This is a genomic window from Mesorhizobium sp. M1322, from assembly GCF_040318085.1.
Classification (GTDB): domain Bacteria; phylum Pseudomonadota; class Alphaproteobacteria; order Rhizobiales; family Rhizobiaceae; genus Mesorhizobium.
On the sequence record NZ_JAMYLP010000014.1, the window covers coordinates 55717 to 72728 of the forward strand.

The following is a 17012-nucleotide window of genomic DNA, read 5'->3' on the forward strand; positions in this document are numbered from 1 at the left end:
CCTAGAAAGGAGCGTCGCCCACCCCGCGAAACGGGGGCAGGTAACAATCAAACCGCATCGCGAAGCGATGACCGCAGCTGCGATCAACTCGCTTTGACCGGCACATTGCTCGTGAAGAACTTGAAGGAACCAGACACATGAAGACTGAAAACGCGACTGAGAATGAAACCGGTGCGGTCCATACGACGCTCGGTGCTATCTTCCTGTCCCTGGAACTCAGTCGCTCGACCTGGTTGGTGACAAGCTTGTTGCCGTGCAACGGAGAGAAGATGTCAAAGCGCGTCGTCAAAGCAGGCGATACGGCCGGCTTGTTGGACCTTGTCCTCCAACTGAAGGCGACGGTTCGGCGCAGAACGAGCCGTGACGTGCCGGTGATCGCAATCCAAGAGGCTGGCCTAGACGGCTTCTGGATACATCGGATCCTTGAGCGTGACGGCATCGAAAGCCATGTTGTTGATGCGGCATCCATCGCCACGTCACGCAGGAAACGCCGGGCAAAGACAGACAAGCTGGACGGCGAGACCCTCCTTCGCGCCCTGCTTGCCTACAAGCGCGGCGAACCGCGGGTCTGCGCCATGGTCGTTCCGCCATCGCCCGAGCAAGAGGACAGAAAGCGCAACAGCCGTGAGCGACGCGCTCTTATCGCGGAGCGGATCAAGATCGTGAACCGGGTCAAAGGGCTCTTGTTCTCACAGGGCATCATTGGATTTGAGCCGCTGAAGCGGGACCGGCGCACTAGACTGGAAGAACTCAGGACCGGAGACGGTCGTGAACTACCGCCGAATCTCAAAGCGGAAATTGTGCGTGCACTGGACCGGATCGAGCTCCTGCTTCGGCAAATCAAGGACGTGGAGGCAGCGCGCGACGAAGCGGCTCGCAAAGAATGCGAGCCTTCAAAAGTCGCCAATGGAATGTCGATGCTCAAGCAACTGCGCGGCGTGGGAGCACGTTGCCGAGGTGCTTTGGTCCGAGGGTCTGTATCGCGAATTTGCGAATCGAAGGCAGCTTGCCTCCTATGCCGGTCTGACACCGACACCGTGGCAAAGCGGATCGATCAGCCGGGAACAGGGCGTATCGAAGGCGGGCAATCCGAGGCTGAGGACCGTGATGGTGCAATTGTCGTGGTTCTGGCTTTTGCATCAACCTCGATCGGCTTTGGCACAATGGTTCCAGGAGCGGGTCGCGATCGACGGCGGCAGGCGCCGCAAGCCGGCCATCATTGCGCTCGCGAGAAAACTTCTGATCGCGCTGTGGAAGTACGTTCATCATGGTGCTGTCATTGAGGGCGCTGTTATGAAGCCGGCATGATCAACGCACTCTTCTCCATCCGCCGGGATTGATCGCTCCCGGCTGATCCTGGGCGAACGAACCTTCCACCCCACTTGGCCCAAAATGCCGTCCGGAAGATTGGTCGCGTTCCCCTGAGCCTTACCGACGAAAGCGGGATGTTGGTGCAGCTGCCACAGAGCAGCGACCGTATGTGAGTTTGGACCGGTGTTGTCACCGCGCCAAGATGACAGGCTCGGACCTTGGATCACAACGCATTGAGGTTGATATGCGAAGACAGCCTTGACGACAAAGTCCCCATGTGAGCGGGGTGGGCGGCGAGTCGCGACCGGAAAGGCCCGCCGTGGGAGGCGGACCGCATCCGAAGGACCGGAACGAAGAGGAGGACCCTGAGCGGCACGCGAAGGGTTGCGGGCTGCCGCGGCGGGCCTAGAAGGGAGTGCCGCCCACCCCGCGCCACCGGGAAAGGCCAACAGACAAACCCCGCCGCCCGCAAGGGCGGCGGCCGTCTCGAAGGGCTGCCCACGCCAAGGGGCGAAGCCGAATGGCCGAGACCGCCTGAGCTTGCCGAAGAAAAGCGGGCTCGGTTCACGAGACCTGGTGCGCGTCGTCAGGCGCGCGGGCGCTCCTGTCAGCGGCATGAAATGCCTGGAAAACCTTCTGGTCGAGTCTCATCAACCGCGGTTTCGTCGCTGCTTCCAGATTTATTCAGAATGAGGGTCGAGTAAATCGGCCGGCTCGATTCCGAGCACTCTGGCGAGTTTTGTCACCGTATCAATGCTGGCGGCATAGACCGAGCGCTCAAGTGCGCTGACATATGTTCGGTCGACGCCAGCCTCATGGGCCAGCGCTTCTTACGACAATTTCTTTTTTGGCGATGCCTACGCAGATTGCGGGCAAAGACCTCTCGGATTTCCATGCACGAGAAGCGACCCTCTCGTCGAGGATTTCACCACGGAGGATTCTCTACGAAAATCAGAGACAACAAAGAGGAGCGGCTGCACGGCATCACTTTAGCGAGGGCAAATCCCGCTGATCCGAGAACTCAAGGACGTAAATCGTGAAGTTTGACACCCAAACAAAGTGGGACGCCACCTATAGGTCACGAGGCATTTGTGCCAGAAGCTCGCAAGGATCGATTTTGAGAGCCTCGGTTACGTCGAGAAACTCAATTACGTCCAGCCCACGTTCACCACCCTCATACTTGGCGACGAACGACTGCGGGCGGCTTAGCATTTCAGCAACCTGGCTCTGGGTGAATCCGATATTTTTGCGCGCCGCTATCAACCTTTTCAGCAGCCAGCGCTGGCGAGGTGATCGAAGGGATTTCGGCATCAGACGAACCGGCCAAGAAAGAACCGGCTCATGGACTAATCCCAGTTTTCGGATTATCCCATTTTAGGATATTGTGCCGTCAAAGATTTGCGCGGGCGCGGGATAAGTCTTACTGCGAGACATGAAATGGTAGACAGACTGCTCAAACCTGCTGTTGCTGACGAGGTCCCATGGGCGGAGAGCCTGACCGCTTACGACGATGAACACTTCACGACATATTTGAAGCTCATAGACGCATGCGCCGGCAATGCCAGCGAAGAAGAGATGGCGCAGGCGATATTGGGAATCGATCCAGTGCAAGAGCCAACGCGCGCCCAAAGGGCGGTTCGCAGCCATCTCGCGCGCGCCCACTGGCTGGTGGTGGCGGGGTACAAAGAGCTGTTCTCTGGCCGCCCAAAGGCCTGATGGTGACGCTATAGAAGGAAAAGCTTATACCCGCCGTTCATAAACGAGCGCCCGCGTCTGACGGCACGGCGGACGCTGTCGCGAAGATGGTCACTGGGGTCGGCCCAGTCCTGCTCGACGCGGGCTCTGCCGAAGAGAGCAAGGCCGATTTCGCGGTGTGATGCGCCAGCGATAAAGCCGTCGAGGGCACGCAAGACTCGGCGCAACCGCGAGCAACGGGGCTCGGTCGGAAAGAATCCTGGTTGCAGCCTGCCGGTCCAACAAAGGCTGTTCAGACATTCCAACGCGTTCAGGCGTTGCTTCAGTTCCTCTGGCGACCAGAGGACGGAGGATGTCAATCGGACAGGTTCGAGGACGCTGACGCCGGAGGCAGCCAGCTGCAAGCTCCTGCCACTGTCCTCGACCAGGAGGTGCTGATGCCCGTCCCGCGTGACGAGTATGGAGATGCGGCAGGAGCGCGAGGCGAGATCAAGCAAGTCGACCCCGCGCGGCCGCGCCGCCTTTTCGGCAACAACGGGCAAAACATGCGGACATTGGCAGGGGCACCAAAAGACGCTCGCATCAGTTCCTTTTGAACTTGCAAAACAGAAGGCCCCACCGCGAGAGATCAACAGTGTTCGAAGGCAGGCTGATAATGTCCACGGACCGGGCGTTCGTGCGTTCGGCACCGCGTAGCGCGTTCGCCAGATCCTTCTGGAAGTCTGGATTGCGCCTGAGGAATTCCCAGGCCCAGCCTCGGCTGGTGAGCTGCTCGACATAGCTATAGGCACGATCATCGTGCCTGTCCGGCCAAGCAGGGCCAGGTCTTGTTTCGTCCATTGCATCATTTCCAGAAAGGTTGGATTGCAGGCTCAGGCGGTCTTAATGACCGGGGTCCACAGGACCGGGCCCTTGAGCCCGCCATTGCGACGGAGGGCTTCCAAGCTCTCTCTCGAGACGTCGAGATATCCGGCAACGGCGCGTGTGTTGCCAATTGTTTGCGGATTGGACAACCGTTCGAGTGGCCAGCCGGCGCGACGCAAGATGCGCTCTATGCGCAGATCGGTTACGGTGACGATGCTGCGCAGACCGCGTGACAAACCAAACTCGACCATTCCGGCAAACAGCTCGTAGGTGCCAATTGCGATGCCCGCCTGTTTGGGCGCGGAAGGCGGAAAATCAAGCGCAAAACGGCTGCTTTCCCAAACACGCGGATCTTCCGGCGCTGGACGGTCGGCAAGGAGAGCGAAGAAGCTATCGCGCAGCATCGTCGGTCCTGTAGTCGGCAACAGGCGCACGCAGCCGTCGATGCGTCCGGCGGGCGCACGCAGCAATAGGTAATGGGGACGAAGCGCGTCGAACGGATCGACCTCAAAGCCGCCGCTGAACGAAACGTCCCAATCAAGTCGATCCCTGAAAACGCGATACCGCAAGCGATGCATCTGCTCCAGCTCGTCGCTGAACTCAGCGTAGCAATCCGGCGTGATCAACTGCATCATGATGGCCTTCTCCCTCGCATGGATAACACCTGCGATTGAAGGCAAAGGCCGGAGTTGATACAACCTGTGTATGTGCCCAGGTTTCGGAGATCAGGTGAAGAGAGATGGCCGGGACAGTGCAAGCCGAACAGCTGCCTGAATAGCCGTCTTCACTCCAAGCTTATCCCTGGCGTTATCCCGATGATAGGCCGCGGTGCGCCGACTGATCCCAAGGATGCGGCCGATCTCCCACGCCGTCTTGCCGCGAGCCGCCCACTTCAGACATTCCATTTCCCTTCGCGATAGGGCAACGCCAGCCACGGTCCTGCCGTCGGCCAGCTTGCGACAGGCATGAAGATGGAAGAAGACCGCGATGAGCTGCAGCACGCGATCATATCGATCAATCAGGCGAAAGAACGGTGGTCGCCTTTCATCGGAGGCGAAGGTCAGTGCTGCAAAAGTACCGGTGCTGTCATGGATCGGGATCGTGAAGCCGCAGTGAATGCCAAATTGCGTCGCCTCATCCATCAGTTGTCGCTGCTGCGTCGATAGTTCGAGATCAGCACCGTGCGCATCCCAGTTGAACGGTTCCTGACCACCACGCGCCTGATGGATAACCGGGTCAATCTTTTCATACCGACTGTGAAGGTAGTGAGATGTCCAGGATTGAGGGTAGGTGGAAATCAGGCGCACCTTGCGGCCCTTGCCAGGCGAAGGGAAAAGATAGGCAAAAGACGGCAAATCGAGCGAAGAGGCAATCTCGCCCAGAGCGTTGCGCAGGTCCGTCGCGTCAGCGCTGTCTGCGATCTGCTCTACAAATTTATGAAAAGCGTCTTGCATAGCTAAACTGCAGTGAGTTCTGGCCCCCTCCAGGAGCCAAGACGGGCGGGCCAATGCTCAGCCATTCTGGGTTGAAGGCCCGGCCGGAGACTGAGCTCCGTGCCGGGCGTGCGCCTTGGGAGGGCGATATGTGCTTCGACGGCGCTGTTATTGATACCGAGACCTCATTCCAACGTCATATGTTAGCAGGTGATAGTAGTCCTCTTGGTTGCCCTACCTTACGGTCGGAGTCTCTGTTTGCGGGCTGTTGAGACTGTTTCAGTGGAGGAGCTCAGGATCACGGTAGATTGCGGTCTGTGGTCTGTGAGAGCGTCACCTCGACAATTCGTGCAGCAGCCCTACGTCACCGGACGCGAAGGCGTCACTGTGTTTTAAGATTGGCGTCGCATTTCAGCAGCGGCTTGCATACAGTCGATGCAAGTTGCCTTAAAGTGAAGAGCGTGGCGCCGGACGTGATATCCTGGTCGATCCGAGTGGAAGGCGTCATCTCACGTCAGATCATATCGCGTCTTCCGCCTTCAGCGCGCGATAGGTCGTATCCACTGATTTCGCGGTCGCATCGACGACGATGTCGATCTCTTTTCGGGTAATGATCAGAGGCGGGGCAAAGCCGAGGACATCGCCATGCGGCATAGCGCGGCCGATGACACCATTCTCGAACAGAGCAGCGACGGCGCGCACGCCGACCTGAAGCCCGGGTGCAAACGGTACCCGCCCTTTAGGATCCCGCATCAGTTCCACGGCGGATAGAATGCCGACGCCGCGAACCTCGCCGACGATGGGATGTCCCTCCAGCTCGGCTTTCATGCGGGCTTGCCAATAGGGTCCGACATCCCGAACATGTTCCAAGATGTTTCTTTCCTTCAGCAATCTAATATTGGCAAGCGCGGCCGCCGCACAAAGCGTGTGACCGGAATATGTCCAGCCATGGCCGAGCGGGCCGTTCTTTTCCGTTCCTTGTTCCAACACCGACCAGACGCGATCGCCGATAATTGACCCGGAGATGGGCAAGTAGGCTGAACTCAAGCCCTTGGCGATGGTCACGAAATCCGGGCGCATGCCATAGAGGTGGGACCCGAATTTTTCACCGGTTCGCGCGAAGCCGCAGACCACTTCATCGGCGATAAGAAGGATATCGTACTTGTGAAGCACGCCTTGAATCGCAGCCCAGTATCCCTTCGGAGGCGGAACGATGCCGCCGGTCCCAAGTACCGGCTCTCCAATGAAAGCTGCAACCGTCTCCGGGCCTTCAGCGACGATAAGGGCTTCAAGTTCGTTAGCACAGCGCCTGGAGAACGCCTCCTCACTTTCGCCATCATACGCCTGGCGGTAATGGTGGGGCGCCGTCGTATGGCGCACCAAATTCAGAGGCAGGTCGAAGAAATCGTGAAAGAAGGGAAGGCCTGTCAGGCTACCGGTGACTAGCCCGGACCCGTGATACCCGCGATGCCGCGAGATGATTTTCTTCTTTTCGGGGCGGCCGAGAATGTTGTTGTAGTACCACACCAGCTTGATGTTGGTCTCGTTGGCGTCGGAGCCGGAAAGGCCGAAATAGACTCGTCGCATGTTCTGCCCGAAATATTCGACCACGGCCTCGGCCAAAAGCGCGACTGGCTCCGTGCCCTGGCTCGCATAGACATGGGCAAACGGCAGCTCGTGCGCTTGCCGGGCGATAGCCTCGGCAATCTCCGTGCATCCGTATCCCATATTGACGCAGTAGAGCCCGCCGAAACCGTCAAGACTTTTCCGACCCTCCGTATCCCAGATGTACACGCCTTCCGCACCGGCCATGATCCGGTTTGGCGTCTCGCCGCGGCTGTGCTTGGCCAAGTGTGTAGACGGATGAAAGACGAAGCTTCGGTCCTTCTCCCGCAGCTGCTCAGTCCCCAAATTGCTCAAGCTCATAGTTCCTCCTCGGGAGCAGTAGGCAGAAGACACTCAACTAGCCGCCTATTGAGAACAAGCATACTCGCAAACACCCTCGAGTTTCGCGGGAATGCACGTCTTTAGCCGACGAATTCGCGAAAATCGGCTCGAACGCAGTGAAAACCAAGGTTTCTGGAGTTTACCTTCTCCTTGAGGCGGATAAGGGATCAGTGTGGCCGCCGCCGTGTTTCTGTTCTTCGGCGGAGGTCTGCGAAGGTACCTCATAACCCGGGGACGGTTTTACGAGAGGCGCTGTCCAAAGATCCCCATCCAGCAGCCCAATAGAACTTCCGCGATGCGTTCTTCGTGTCGCCAGAATATTTTCGGGGATATAGTGATGCGCACGCTCGTGGCGGCACGCCTTGGGCTATTCAGGATTGCCACCCCTCTCAAAGCAGATTCGCAGCGTTATGAAGGCGTCAGGATCGCTGAGTCGCGCGGCAGGGGAAGCATGCTCGAGAAGACCCTCCGCAGTCTCCTCATCGAGCAGCAAAGGTCCCCTCTTCACATCACGATCGATTTACCATCCCAGGACGTGCTTTAGATTCTTCTTTCGCATAGATTTGGACGGGCTCGCCAAGGCTCGACACCGTGTCCACACAGCAGTAGACGCTTCCATCTGTCCCGATTGCAACTGGCTGTCTCGATCTTCAAGCCCAGGGTCTTCATCACTCGGAAGAACTGCTCGATGAGCCAGCGCTGAGTGTACAAGCGACAATCGGCCAGGCCCCGGCGGAGCAGGTTGCCGCATGGGTGGTCAGGAGCAGCCAATGCAGCGGGTCCACGCCGGCGGGCGCGGCCGTTTGCGATTTCACCCGCTGCAGGCCACGCTGTCGGGCAGGCCGTTCCTCGCGCAGGTTTGCCGGATCATCGCCTGACCGAAGCGGATGCCAGGTCATGCCTTTCATCAAGCCGCTGGCATCTGCGTGTGCGGAGATTTCAAAAGGCCCTTATCTGCACCGGATCGAGATGCAGCTTGTCCCAGAGCACCACCCGCGGCACCGTTTGTGCTCGCCACGCCGTCAGCTGCCATGTGCCGGAAGAACCCCATAGAACCATCATCAGCGGCAGTGCGCAGCGGGCTTCTGGTGTGGCGATAACGCGGCGAAGGACGGCGCGGTCGGTCCAACTCAGCGCGCCGCTCGAAGCGCCGGGGTGGCTATGCCAGTCGCCGAGGTAAGTCTCGCGGCGACCCGAACGCTCATAGTGGGCGGCAATCTGCTCAAGCTGCCATTGCTGATCCGGCTGGAACCGGAAGCGCTCGTGAAGGGCGCCGGGTCCGGGACCAATCATGGCGGTTACGACGGCGGTATCAGGATTCAACCACCAGCCCATGAAAGTGCCGCCGGTCTCTAAGGGGAAGTTGGTGTCGGCTTCAACCGCGCATTCCTGAGTCACGGTGTTAGGCAGCCAGACATCGACATCCGGCAACATCAATGCCCGCCCCGGCAGTCCGGATGTTTGGGCAGCGAATCGACACGCCAGCGCGGCGGACAGCGCGCTCGTTCATCATCAACAAAGCTGAGTGTCTGCACGACCGAACCCTCGTCCGCCTTGCCCGAGAGGGTATCGATGGCCAGCCTCACCGCTTGCAGCGAAAGTTCCTGCAGATCATAGTCGGCACCGGTGAATGTGCGCTCGCTACACCCCGCCGGCTGGGTCAGGGCTTCGTCACCGGCATCCTGTCCTGGCGGGGGTTCGATCTCGTGCTTGTGCCATGCGTGCAAAAGGCAATTCGGGCAGCCGCTTTCGCGGACGTGCCGGACAACGGTGCCGCCCTCCAGCGTCAGCGTCGCAGACATGCTTATGAGGGGAACGGCTGCGCTTCGGCAGCGGTCATCCAGCAGCGTTGTAACGCCGTGCGAAGCGCTGCCATCGATAACGAGATCAGCGTCCCTGATGAGCGAGTCGAGAATATCGTCGTCACCCGGATCGCTCAGAGCCTGCGCCGCAATACCTATAAAATGCGAATGGCTACGGACTTCGGTTGCCGGATACTGGCGAGCGAGAAAAGCCTGCAACGCGTCTGTCTTGCGTTGCCCCCAGGCGGCTGCGCCCAGAGGCCAGCGGATCGTGTTTCCGGGCTCAAGAATGTCATGTTCGACGAGATCGAGGGTGCGGCATCCGTTGCGAGCAAGTTCGATCGCTACCGGTGCGCCGACGGCGCCAACACCGACGACAAGGATCCGCTTGTCTTTGAGGAATGCAACGGCCGGAACGCGCCAGCCAATGTCGCCCGGCCCGGCGCGAAAAACGGGCAACGCCGTGATACGCAGTGATTTGGGGGCTTTGTTCTTCTTCGGCTCAAAGCCGTGCGCATGACCGAAGACCATGACGAAGCACCAGCCGAGGCCCGTCTCACCAAAGGCGAGCTCGCTCGGATAGACGAGTGCGCAGAGGTCAAACTTCAGACCTGAACCGTAGTTTCGTGGCCGGGTACGCCGGAGCCATGAGTGATCTTGGCGGAGCCTTTTCAGCTGTGCATCGAGCTGAGGTTCGGGCAGGATCGTGTCTTTTGATCTTACCCACGGAACCTCCAGCTGATTCTTGGCGTCGGCCAGGTCGGTTGGGAGCGGACCCGCCCATTGGTGAAGCACTTGGCCATCCTCAGCGCGAACCTCTTTGATATAGGCCCTGACGGCCGGAATATGGATTGGACCGTTCTCGGCCTCCACTTTGACCGTTTGATCTTGGATGTAACGCAGCTGCAATGTGCCCTGCGAGGTGTCGCCGACATCCCAGCCGCTGTCGATCAGACAATAAGATCCGGAATTACGGCCAAGGTTGTTCCACCAGTATTCGGCAGGCTCGCCCTGCTGGTCTTCCTCACCGGTACCACGCACGGAGTCGGCGAGCTGCTTTTCGAGCAACGTGCAAAGCGACCAGCCCGGTGTCCACTGCCGGGTGTCGCGGCCGAGCAGGCAGAGATTGCCCTCGATAGGACTGCGGTGGCGCGCGGGCGGGGGGTCCAGGCCGGCGAGCAGAAAGACCTGAGGCCGAAAGTGCGGGTAGGCGTCGGGAAAGACAGCCTGCAACCGAAGGGGCGTCGCCGTATCGAGCGGCCAGTCGAATGTGAGCAACAATCGCCCCGCAGCGAGGGCCGGCTCGTCAATCTCAGGCGTTATCCCGGCGGCGTGCAGCGCGTCGAGTTCGTATTTAAGCCGCCCCGGATAACGCTTCTCCCAGCGGGGAACTGGCTGCGCCGGGGTCGTCATGGATGAATCGGGATCAACCATCCTCTCATCCCACCTTGCGCGGCGGGGGCACCGGCGGAACGGGCGGGCCCGGCGGAACACCCTGAGGCGGCCCGGAAGGCACTCCGTGAGGCGGTCCTTTTCCCGGATTATCTGGTGGTCCCTTTCCGGGGTTGTCGGGTCTTCCAGCCATAATTCCCTCCATATCTACATAGTTGTGAGCTTGTGGCAGAGCAGGCACTCAAAGGTCTTTGGCAATATGTGCTTTTGAGCTTACATCCTGGGCGAAGGACTTTTGGGTCCCGACTAGATTGCTTAAACGCTTCGCTGCTCTTCGCCCGAAAAATTGAAGCAGAACACTCGGTTAAGGGCTCGTTATATGCGCAACGGCCTCTCGAATTTCGCGGAAATGTGCGTATCTGACCGATGAATTCGCGGAATCGGGACTAATTGCCGACGGAAACGCTTCAGAGTTCATCTCCTCTTGAATGAGGACAACGGAATTGGTGAATTGGCTTTCACTGGCTTCGTCACGACAAGGCTGTAGTATTGGTTGATACCCAAGCCTGCCTGCAGCAATCCCTCCATGAAATCCTGATACGCAGCCATGGAAGGAGATGAAACCCGCATCAAATAGTCGATCCGCCCCCCGATGGCCCAGCAGTCCAGGATTTCCGGAATCTGTTGGATCGCAGTCTCGAAGTGCCGTTGGTCCTCGATACGATGGCGGTCCAAAACCACTTCCACCATTATAGAGATGATGCCGCCGATGAGGGCTGGACTGAGTCGCGCATAGAAACCCTCAATGATGCCTGCGGCTTGCAGCACGCGGAGCCGTTCTGAACAGGCCGACGCCGAAAGATGAACACGCTTTGCGAGTTCGCTTTTTGAAATCCGACCATCTGACTGGATCTCTGAGAGAATCCGGATATCCCAATCGTCTAGTTGCACAGGATTTGGTTTCGACTTCATGATCTGTTGCTCTCAAACTGGTGGAAAGGGCAATTGGTGCCAGAAATTCTATCATCGATCGAAGCGAGGGAATTTAGTGGACACATCTGTCTCGGCCCGAAACGGGTCAGTGTGAGGTTAGGAATGTCATCTGACTGAGAGCGATCCAATCAGAAGGGATGCAGAACAGTTGGGCATTGCCCTCCCCTATGCGATGACGCGCAGAGCGGTGATCGCGTGTCGGCATCGATCTGGCCGTAAATGGATGGTCAGTACCGGCGCTACTACCTGATTGGCACCCTCGACAGTTCCCGAGCATCGATCCCGAGGACGGCATGGTCGATTCAGTGTTTACATCAGCGCATTTGGCTTCGAGATGAATTGAAGGCCTTTCTTCTTTGGCTCGCCGAGGAGCCTGCACCGCAAATGCCGCCCGTGTTGCCGCTACGGCCCAGAGTTCGGCCCGGCCCGATGTCGCGACATTGAGCCGGGGCGGATCGCCCAGCCGGAAGACTCAAACGCCGATGCTGCGGGCGATGCTGTCGGCCGCCATGCGCTTACGCCACTCAAGGGGCCCGGAACTGTGAATGGAGTTTCCCTCAACATCGACAGCCATGATAACCGGCATGTCCTGCACCTCGAATTCATAGATGGCTTCCATGCCCAGGTCTTCAAAGGCAACGATCCGCGCCGCCTTGATCGATTTTGAAATCAGGTATGCAGCGCCACCCACCGCGATGAGATAGGGTGTCCTGTGTCTGACAATCGACTCGATGGCCGCGGGTCCCCTCTCCGCCTTACCCAGCATCGCGAAGAGCCCGGTCTCGGCGAGGATCTTTTCAGCAAAAGCGTCCATACGGCTGGCGGTTGTTGGGCCAGCAGGCCCCACGACCTCATCCCTCACCGCGCGGACTGGTCCGACGTAGTAGATCACGCGTCCCCTCAGATCGACCGGGAGCGGCTTGCCGGCATCGATCAGGTCGACCATTCGCTGGTGGGCGGCGTCACGGCCCGTCAACATCTTTCCGGACAAAAGAAGGGTTTCCCCACAGCGCCACGATGCCGTCTCTTCCCTGGTGAGCGCATCGACATTGACCCGACGGACGCCGGTTCTGTGCAAATCCTCATGACCGATCTGGGGCCATTCGGAAAGGTCGGGCGGTTGGAGCTGCACCGGTCCTGTGCCGTCCAAGATAAACTTCAAGTGCCGGTTGGCGGCGCATTGCGGAATGAGCGCCACAGGCTTGGACGCCACATGGGTTGGATAAGTAGCGACTTTGACGTCAACGACTGTCGTCAGGCCGCCTAGTCCCTGAGCGCCGATACCCAGCGCATTAATTCGTTCATAAAGCTCAACCCGCAGTGCCTCCTCCGCACTTGACGGCCCCCTAGCAATCAGTTCCGATATATCGATGGGCTCGTTCATAGCCTCCTTCGCCAGCAGCATCGCCTTTTCAGCGCTGCCACCGATGCCGACCGAGATCAGGCCGGGCGGACACCATCCACTGCCCAGCGTCGAAACGGTGTGGACTACCCAGTCGGCAACGGATGCACTGGGGTTCAGGGTGGTGAAACGCGCCTTGTTTTCCGACCCGCCCCCTTTTGCTGCGATGGCAATCTCGATTGCATTCCCGGGCACAAGGTCGACGTGGATGACCGCCGGCGTGTTGTCGCGGGTATTGATGCGTCCGGCGAGCGGATCAGCGACGATCGAAGGCCTGAGCGGGTTGTCCGGGTCAAGATATGCCCGACGGACGCCATCATTCACGAGGTCAGCGAAACTGGCCTTTGATTTGATGCGGGCGTCCATACCGACCTTGGCAAAGACAACTACGAGACCGGTGTCCTGGCAGATCGGACGACGTCCGAAGGCCGCCATGCGGGAGTTCAGCAGGATCTGCTCGATGGCGTTCTTTGCCGCCGGGCTCTGTTCGCGAGTGTATGCCTGCGAAAGGTACCGGATATAATCGGGAGGATGGTAATATGAGATGTATTGAAGGGCGTCTGCGACGCTCTTTGTGATATCCTCCCCGGCAATGGTCCGCCTTGTCTTATTCACGAAATCTCATCCGAATGAACCGAACCCGTTGACCAGTTTCAGGCTCTGGAAGCTCCGCACCCCCTGCTCCCCTCCTTCATATCCATACCCGCTCTGTTTAACGCCTCCATACGGCGCATCTGCTGAAACCCCTTTAAGATAATTTACACTAAGAGCGCCGGCCGAAAGACCCCGAATCAGCGCCTGTTTCGCATCGGCGGCGCCGGTGAAGAAGTAGGCGGCCAGGCCATACTCGGTGGCGTTGGCTTCTTCGATCGCCTCCTCGATCGTGTCGAATGGCGCTACGGTGAGGATCGGCCCGAACGGCTCGTCATGAAGCACTTTCGCATTCTTTGGCACCCCTGTCAGGATGGTTGGCGGCCAGTAAAAACCCGGCTGGTCGAGGCGGGTCCCCCCGGTTTCGATGCGGGCGCCCCGATCGACCGCATCCTTGATCAAACGCTGCATGGCCTCGATTCGCCGCGCGTTTGCCATTGGCCCCATCTCCGTCGCAGGGTCGTCCGGCGGTCCGATCTTGATCTTGCGGGCGGCTTCCGTCATCCGGGATAGGAATTCCTCATAGAGGGTCCGCGCGACGAGGATCCTGCTGGGTGCGTTGCAGCTCTGGCCCGCGCACTCGAACTTGTATTCCGAAATTGCCGGTATGGCGTTTGCCAGGTCGGCATCCTCGCATACAACGACGGGGGAGTGCCCACCGAGTTCAAGAATGCACCGCTGCAAGTTATTCGCGGCAAGCCTGGCGAGCTGTTTTCCAACCTCAGTAGAACCCGTGAAAGTTAGGACCTTGACGATCGGCGAGCTGAGGAGATGCCTGGATATTTGCACCGGAACGCCAAAGACGAGATTGACCACGCCGTCCGGGATGCCCGCTTGGCGCAAGGCTTCGACGATATGGACAGCCGCGCTTGGTGTCTCTTCAGCCCCTTTGAGGATCACCGGGCAGCCTGCCGCCAAAGCTGGGGCAAGCTTGCGGGCGATGAGAACGGCAGGATAGTTCCAAGGCGTAAAGGCAGCAACGACGCCAAGGGGCTCTGGGACGATCATCCGGTTCGGGCCCATCGGAATAGGGGCCGACAGCTCTTCGGCGTGCGCGCCGTTCCACTCCAGTGTTTCGACGGCGCGCGCGTACTCGCCTGTCGCTTCGGCAATCGTCTTTCCCTGTTCGGTCGATAAATCCTTGGCTGCGTCTCCCACATTCGTTGCCAGGATTCTGGCGGCCGCCACAAGGATCTCCCCACGATCTTTTGCAGGCCGCAAAGACCAAGCCTTGCGGCTTCGCTCTGCAGAAGCGAGGGCCTCATCCAGATCCAGTATCGTCGCCGAGGCCACCGAGGCAGATATCTTCTCCGTCGCCGGATTGATTACCGGCAGAGTGGCTCCGCTACCACCGGCTCGCCACCGGCCATTGATGAAAAGCTGATAGCTCGTGGCGTTGGACATCCCATGCTCCGCTTGACTGAATTCTTGCCAGTGCGAGACCAGCCGATATCCGGACCGTGGGCTCGCTTCTCTGCAGTTTCAACGCGATGGTTACGCCCGGTCAAATATGGAATATCGACCAAAACCATCTGGAATACAGATGATACGACTCAGGCAGTAGCGGACGAGCGATAGCACCAAGGATGTGCCTAAGCCCGGTCCGGAGCCGTGGCCGACCAGAGCCTGCTCTCGATCAATGTCCTGACGACCTTGGGGATCAGCTTGCGAACCGCAGAAACGGCTGGAGAGCGCTCATCTTTCGGGTTGACGGCAAGCACAACGGAACGGGTGATCACTGGATCAACGATTTTAACCGTCCGGACTTGGCCTTGAGACGCCTCTTTCTGAATGGCTGACGGGGTAAGAATAGAATAGGCCTTTCCTTCCATGACGATACTGACGATCGTAGAAAGGGAGTCGACTTCAAATCTTACGTCAAGCACGCAACCATGTTGCGCAACGACATCAGCCACCGAACGCCTGACATTGTTGTTGCGCATCGGAACCGCCAGCGGAAACGCGTGCAGGTCGGCGAGCGGTATTGACTCTTGGAAAGGCGGTTCACCCGGCGGCACCACCAGGCAAAACTCTTCGTGGGCCAGCACCGTCATTTGCCCAACGCTCTCGGCAGTGCGGTACAGGACAGCCAGATTGAAGCGGCCAGCAGCCATCCACTCCTCCAGCGGTCCCGTCATGCCCTCGATCATCTTAAGCGAGATCCTCGGCAATTCACTTCTTACCGATTCAAGCAGGGGACCACTAAGGACGCGAGCGGCCCCGGACGGAATGCCAATGGTCACCTCTCCGGACGGAGCAGCCACTGAGCTGGTCAGTTCTGCCTCAGTGAGCTGAATTTCCTTCAGGATGATCCTCGCGCGCTCAAGCAGCCTGTCTCCGGACGACGTGACGCTGACACCGGTCCTGTCGCGAACGAGCAGTTGGGTGCCGAATCCTTCCTCCAGTTGACGCACATGCAGGCTTAGAGCGCTTTGCGCAACGTTGAGGGTCGCAGCTGCCTTCGTGAAACTGCCGGCTTCGACGACGCCGACAAAGTATCTTAACTGCCTGATATCCACGATGACCAAATCCAACCGGGGCATGATCCCCAGTGCCTTCTTATCTATCTCGAAACTAGATGGCAGGCAAGCAATAGTCGGGCCACGACTTGAAAACGCTCCTGCCCGGCTGCTGACTAAGGCAGGTCAGTTATGGCTGGCGAGAGCCAGGATCTCGTGGGCGCGTCGAACCACCGGGGGATCAATCATCTTACCATTCAACGAGAATGCAGACAGGCCACGCGTGGCGGCATCGTGTTCCGCCGCGACAACACGACGGGCCCACTCGAGTTCCTGTGCGCTTGGCGAGAAAGCCTCATTGAATGTGGCAACCTGTGTCGGATGGATCGCCAAGGCTCCGGCAAAGCCAAGCCGCCGCGCATGTGCCGCGGCTTCACGAAGTTTATCAGGGTCGGAGAAGTCGCCGATGCTCCCTACGAAGCCCAGCGGGAGCAACCCAGCGGCACGGGCGGCAAACAGAACAGAAAGGTTCGGCGCCAACAGAAGGTCGAACTCCGGAGAGCCACCAACAGCAGCAGTGAAGTCTTCAGGACCAAGCGCCATTGCGACCAATCTTGGATGCGCCGAAGCAATGGCCGCTAACCTTTGCAAGGCGCCGGGGGTCTCGATCTGGGCAAGGAACCGGATGCGTCCCAGCGGAAGATTTCTTTCCCGTTCAAGTTCCGAAGCCGTATTCGCGATCTCTAATACCCACTCTGCCGAATCCGTCTTCGGAAGAACCAGTGCGTCAACACCTGCTATCACCGCTGCATCGAGATCGGCCGCTAAGGCGCGCAAACCACGATTCACGCGGACCAGAACAGATGCGCCCTTGCGCCCGACCTTTGCAACGGATTCAGAAAGCTGCCGCCGTGCCTCGCCCTTCTGATCCTGGGGAACGGAGTCTTCGAGGTCGAGTATGACGCCATCTGCACCCCGCTCATGGGCCGTCTCCACAAATCGCGGAACGTGGGCGGGCACGAAGAGCAGGGATCTCCAGCTGGGTACAGACATTGCGTTTTCA

14 protein-coding genes and 2 pseudogenes are annotated in these 17012 nt (G+C 59.0%); 2 read left to right on the forward strand and 14 right to left on the reverse strand.

Annotated features, from left to right (window positions below; genetic code table 11):
- The first annotated feature begins 137 nt into the window (after positions 1-137).
- Positions 138-1308, forward strand: a pseudogene (locus NKH12_RS08165) (IS110 family RNA-guided transposase).
- A gap of 683 nt (positions 1309-1991) precedes the next feature.
- On the opposite strand, the pseudogene NKH12_RS08170 reads toward NKH12_RS08165, so the two are convergent.
- Positions 1992-2206 (reverse strand): annotated as a pseudogene (locus NKH12_RS08170) (helix-turn-helix domain-containing protein).
- 176 nt (positions 2207-2382) lie between these two features.
- Complete coding sequence (locus tag NKH12_RS08175) at positions 2383-2622, reverse strand: helix-turn-helix domain-containing protein (protein WP_352952630.1); 240 nt, start codon at positions 2620-2622, stop codon at positions 2383-2385.
- Positions 2623-2748: 126 nt separating this feature from the next.
- On the opposite strand from NKH12_RS08175, the gene NKH12_RS08180 reads away from it, so the two are divergent.
- Positions 2749-3027, forward strand: coding sequence for a DNA -binding domain-containing protein (locus NKH12_RS08180; RefSeq protein WP_502910762.1), 279 nt, complete (start codon positions 2749-2751; stop codon positions 3025-3027).
- A gap of 8 nt (positions 3028-3035) precedes the next feature.
- Here NKH12_RS08180 and NKH12_RS08185 read toward each other — a convergent pair whose 3' ends face one another.
- The 12 genes from NKH12_RS08185 to NKH12_RS08240 all read right to left on the reverse strand — a co-directional run bounded on the left by NKH12_RS08185 (position 3036) and on the right by NKH12_RS08240 (position 17002).
- A complete protein-coding gene (locus NKH12_RS08185; RefSeq protein ID WP_352952631.1) occupies positions 3036-3695 on the reverse strand; it encodes a DUF2285 domain-containing protein in 660 nt (219 codons plus the stop codon).
- Positions 3589-3846, reverse strand: coding sequence for a transcriptional regulator domain-containing protein (locus tag NKH12_RS08190; protein WP_352952632.1), 258 nt, complete (start codon positions 3844-3846; stop codon positions 3589-3591). The genes NKH12_RS08185 and NKH12_RS08190 overlap by 107 nt, the downstream gene beginning before the upstream one ends.
- 32 nt (positions 3847-3878) lie before the next feature.
- Positions 3879-4505, reverse strand: coding sequence for an acyl-homoserine-lactone synthase (locus NKH12_RS08195; protein WP_352952633.1), 627 nt, complete (start codon positions 4503-4505; stop codon positions 3879-3881).
- A 90-nt stretch (positions 4506-4595) separates the two neighbouring features.
- Positions 4596-5324 (reverse strand): helix-turn-helix transcriptional regulator, encoded by a 729-nt coding sequence (locus NKH12_RS08200; RefSeq protein WP_352952634.1) that lies wholly within the window; start codon positions 5322-5324, stop codon positions 4596-4598.
- A 498-nt stretch (positions 5325-5822) separates the two neighbouring features.
- Complete coding sequence (locus tag NKH12_RS08205; RefSeq protein ID WP_352952635.1) at positions 5823-7229, reverse strand: aminotransferase; 1407 nt, start codon at positions 7227-7229, stop codon at positions 5823-5825.
- A gap of 960 nt (positions 7230-8189) precedes the next feature.
- Positions 8190-8684 carry a Mov34/MPN/PAD-1 family protein gene (locus tag NKH12_RS08210; RefSeq protein ID WP_352952636.1) on the reverse strand — a complete coding sequence of 165 codons (495 nt, stop codon included), beginning with the start codon at positions 8682-8684 and terminating at the stop codon, positions 8190-8192.
- A complete protein-coding gene (locus tag NKH12_RS08215) occupies positions 8684-10486 on the reverse strand; it encodes a ThiF family adenylyltransferase (RefSeq protein ID WP_352952637.1) in 1803 nt (600 codons plus the stop codon). The genes NKH12_RS08210 and NKH12_RS08215 overlap by 1 nt, the downstream gene beginning before the upstream one ends.
- A gap of 432 nt (positions 10487-10918) precedes the next feature.
- A complete protein-coding gene (locus tag NKH12_RS08220; protein ID WP_352952638.1) occupies positions 10919-11416 on the reverse strand; it encodes an Lrp/AsnC family transcriptional regulator in 498 nt (165 codons plus the stop codon).
- Positions 11417-11909: 493 nt separating this feature from the next.
- Positions 11910-13454, reverse strand: coding sequence for a fumarate hydratase (locus NKH12_RS08225; RefSeq protein WP_352952639.1), 1545 nt, complete (start codon positions 13452-13454; stop codon positions 11910-11912).
- Between the two features lie 6 nt (positions 13455-13460).
- On the reverse strand, positions 13461-14894 hold the full coding sequence (locus NKH12_RS08230) for an NAD-dependent succinate-semialdehyde dehydrogenase (protein WP_352952640.1): 1434 nt from the start codon (positions 14892-14894) through the stop codon (positions 13461-13463).
- A 188-nt stretch (positions 14895-15082) separates the two neighbouring features.
- The gene (locus NKH12_RS08235; protein WP_352952658.1) at positions 15083-16009 is read right to left on the reverse strand and encodes a LysR family transcriptional regulator; all 927 of its coding nucleotides are present in this window, start codon (positions 16007-16009) and stop codon (positions 15083-15085) included.
- 126 nt (positions 16010-16135) lie between these two features.
- Positions 16136-17002 (reverse strand): HpcH/HpaI aldolase/citrate lyase family protein, encoded by an 867-nt coding sequence (locus tag NKH12_RS08240; RefSeq protein ID WP_352952641.1) that lies wholly within the window; start codon positions 17000-17002, stop codon positions 16136-16138.
- Between the last annotated feature and the right edge of the window lie 10 nt (positions 17003-17012).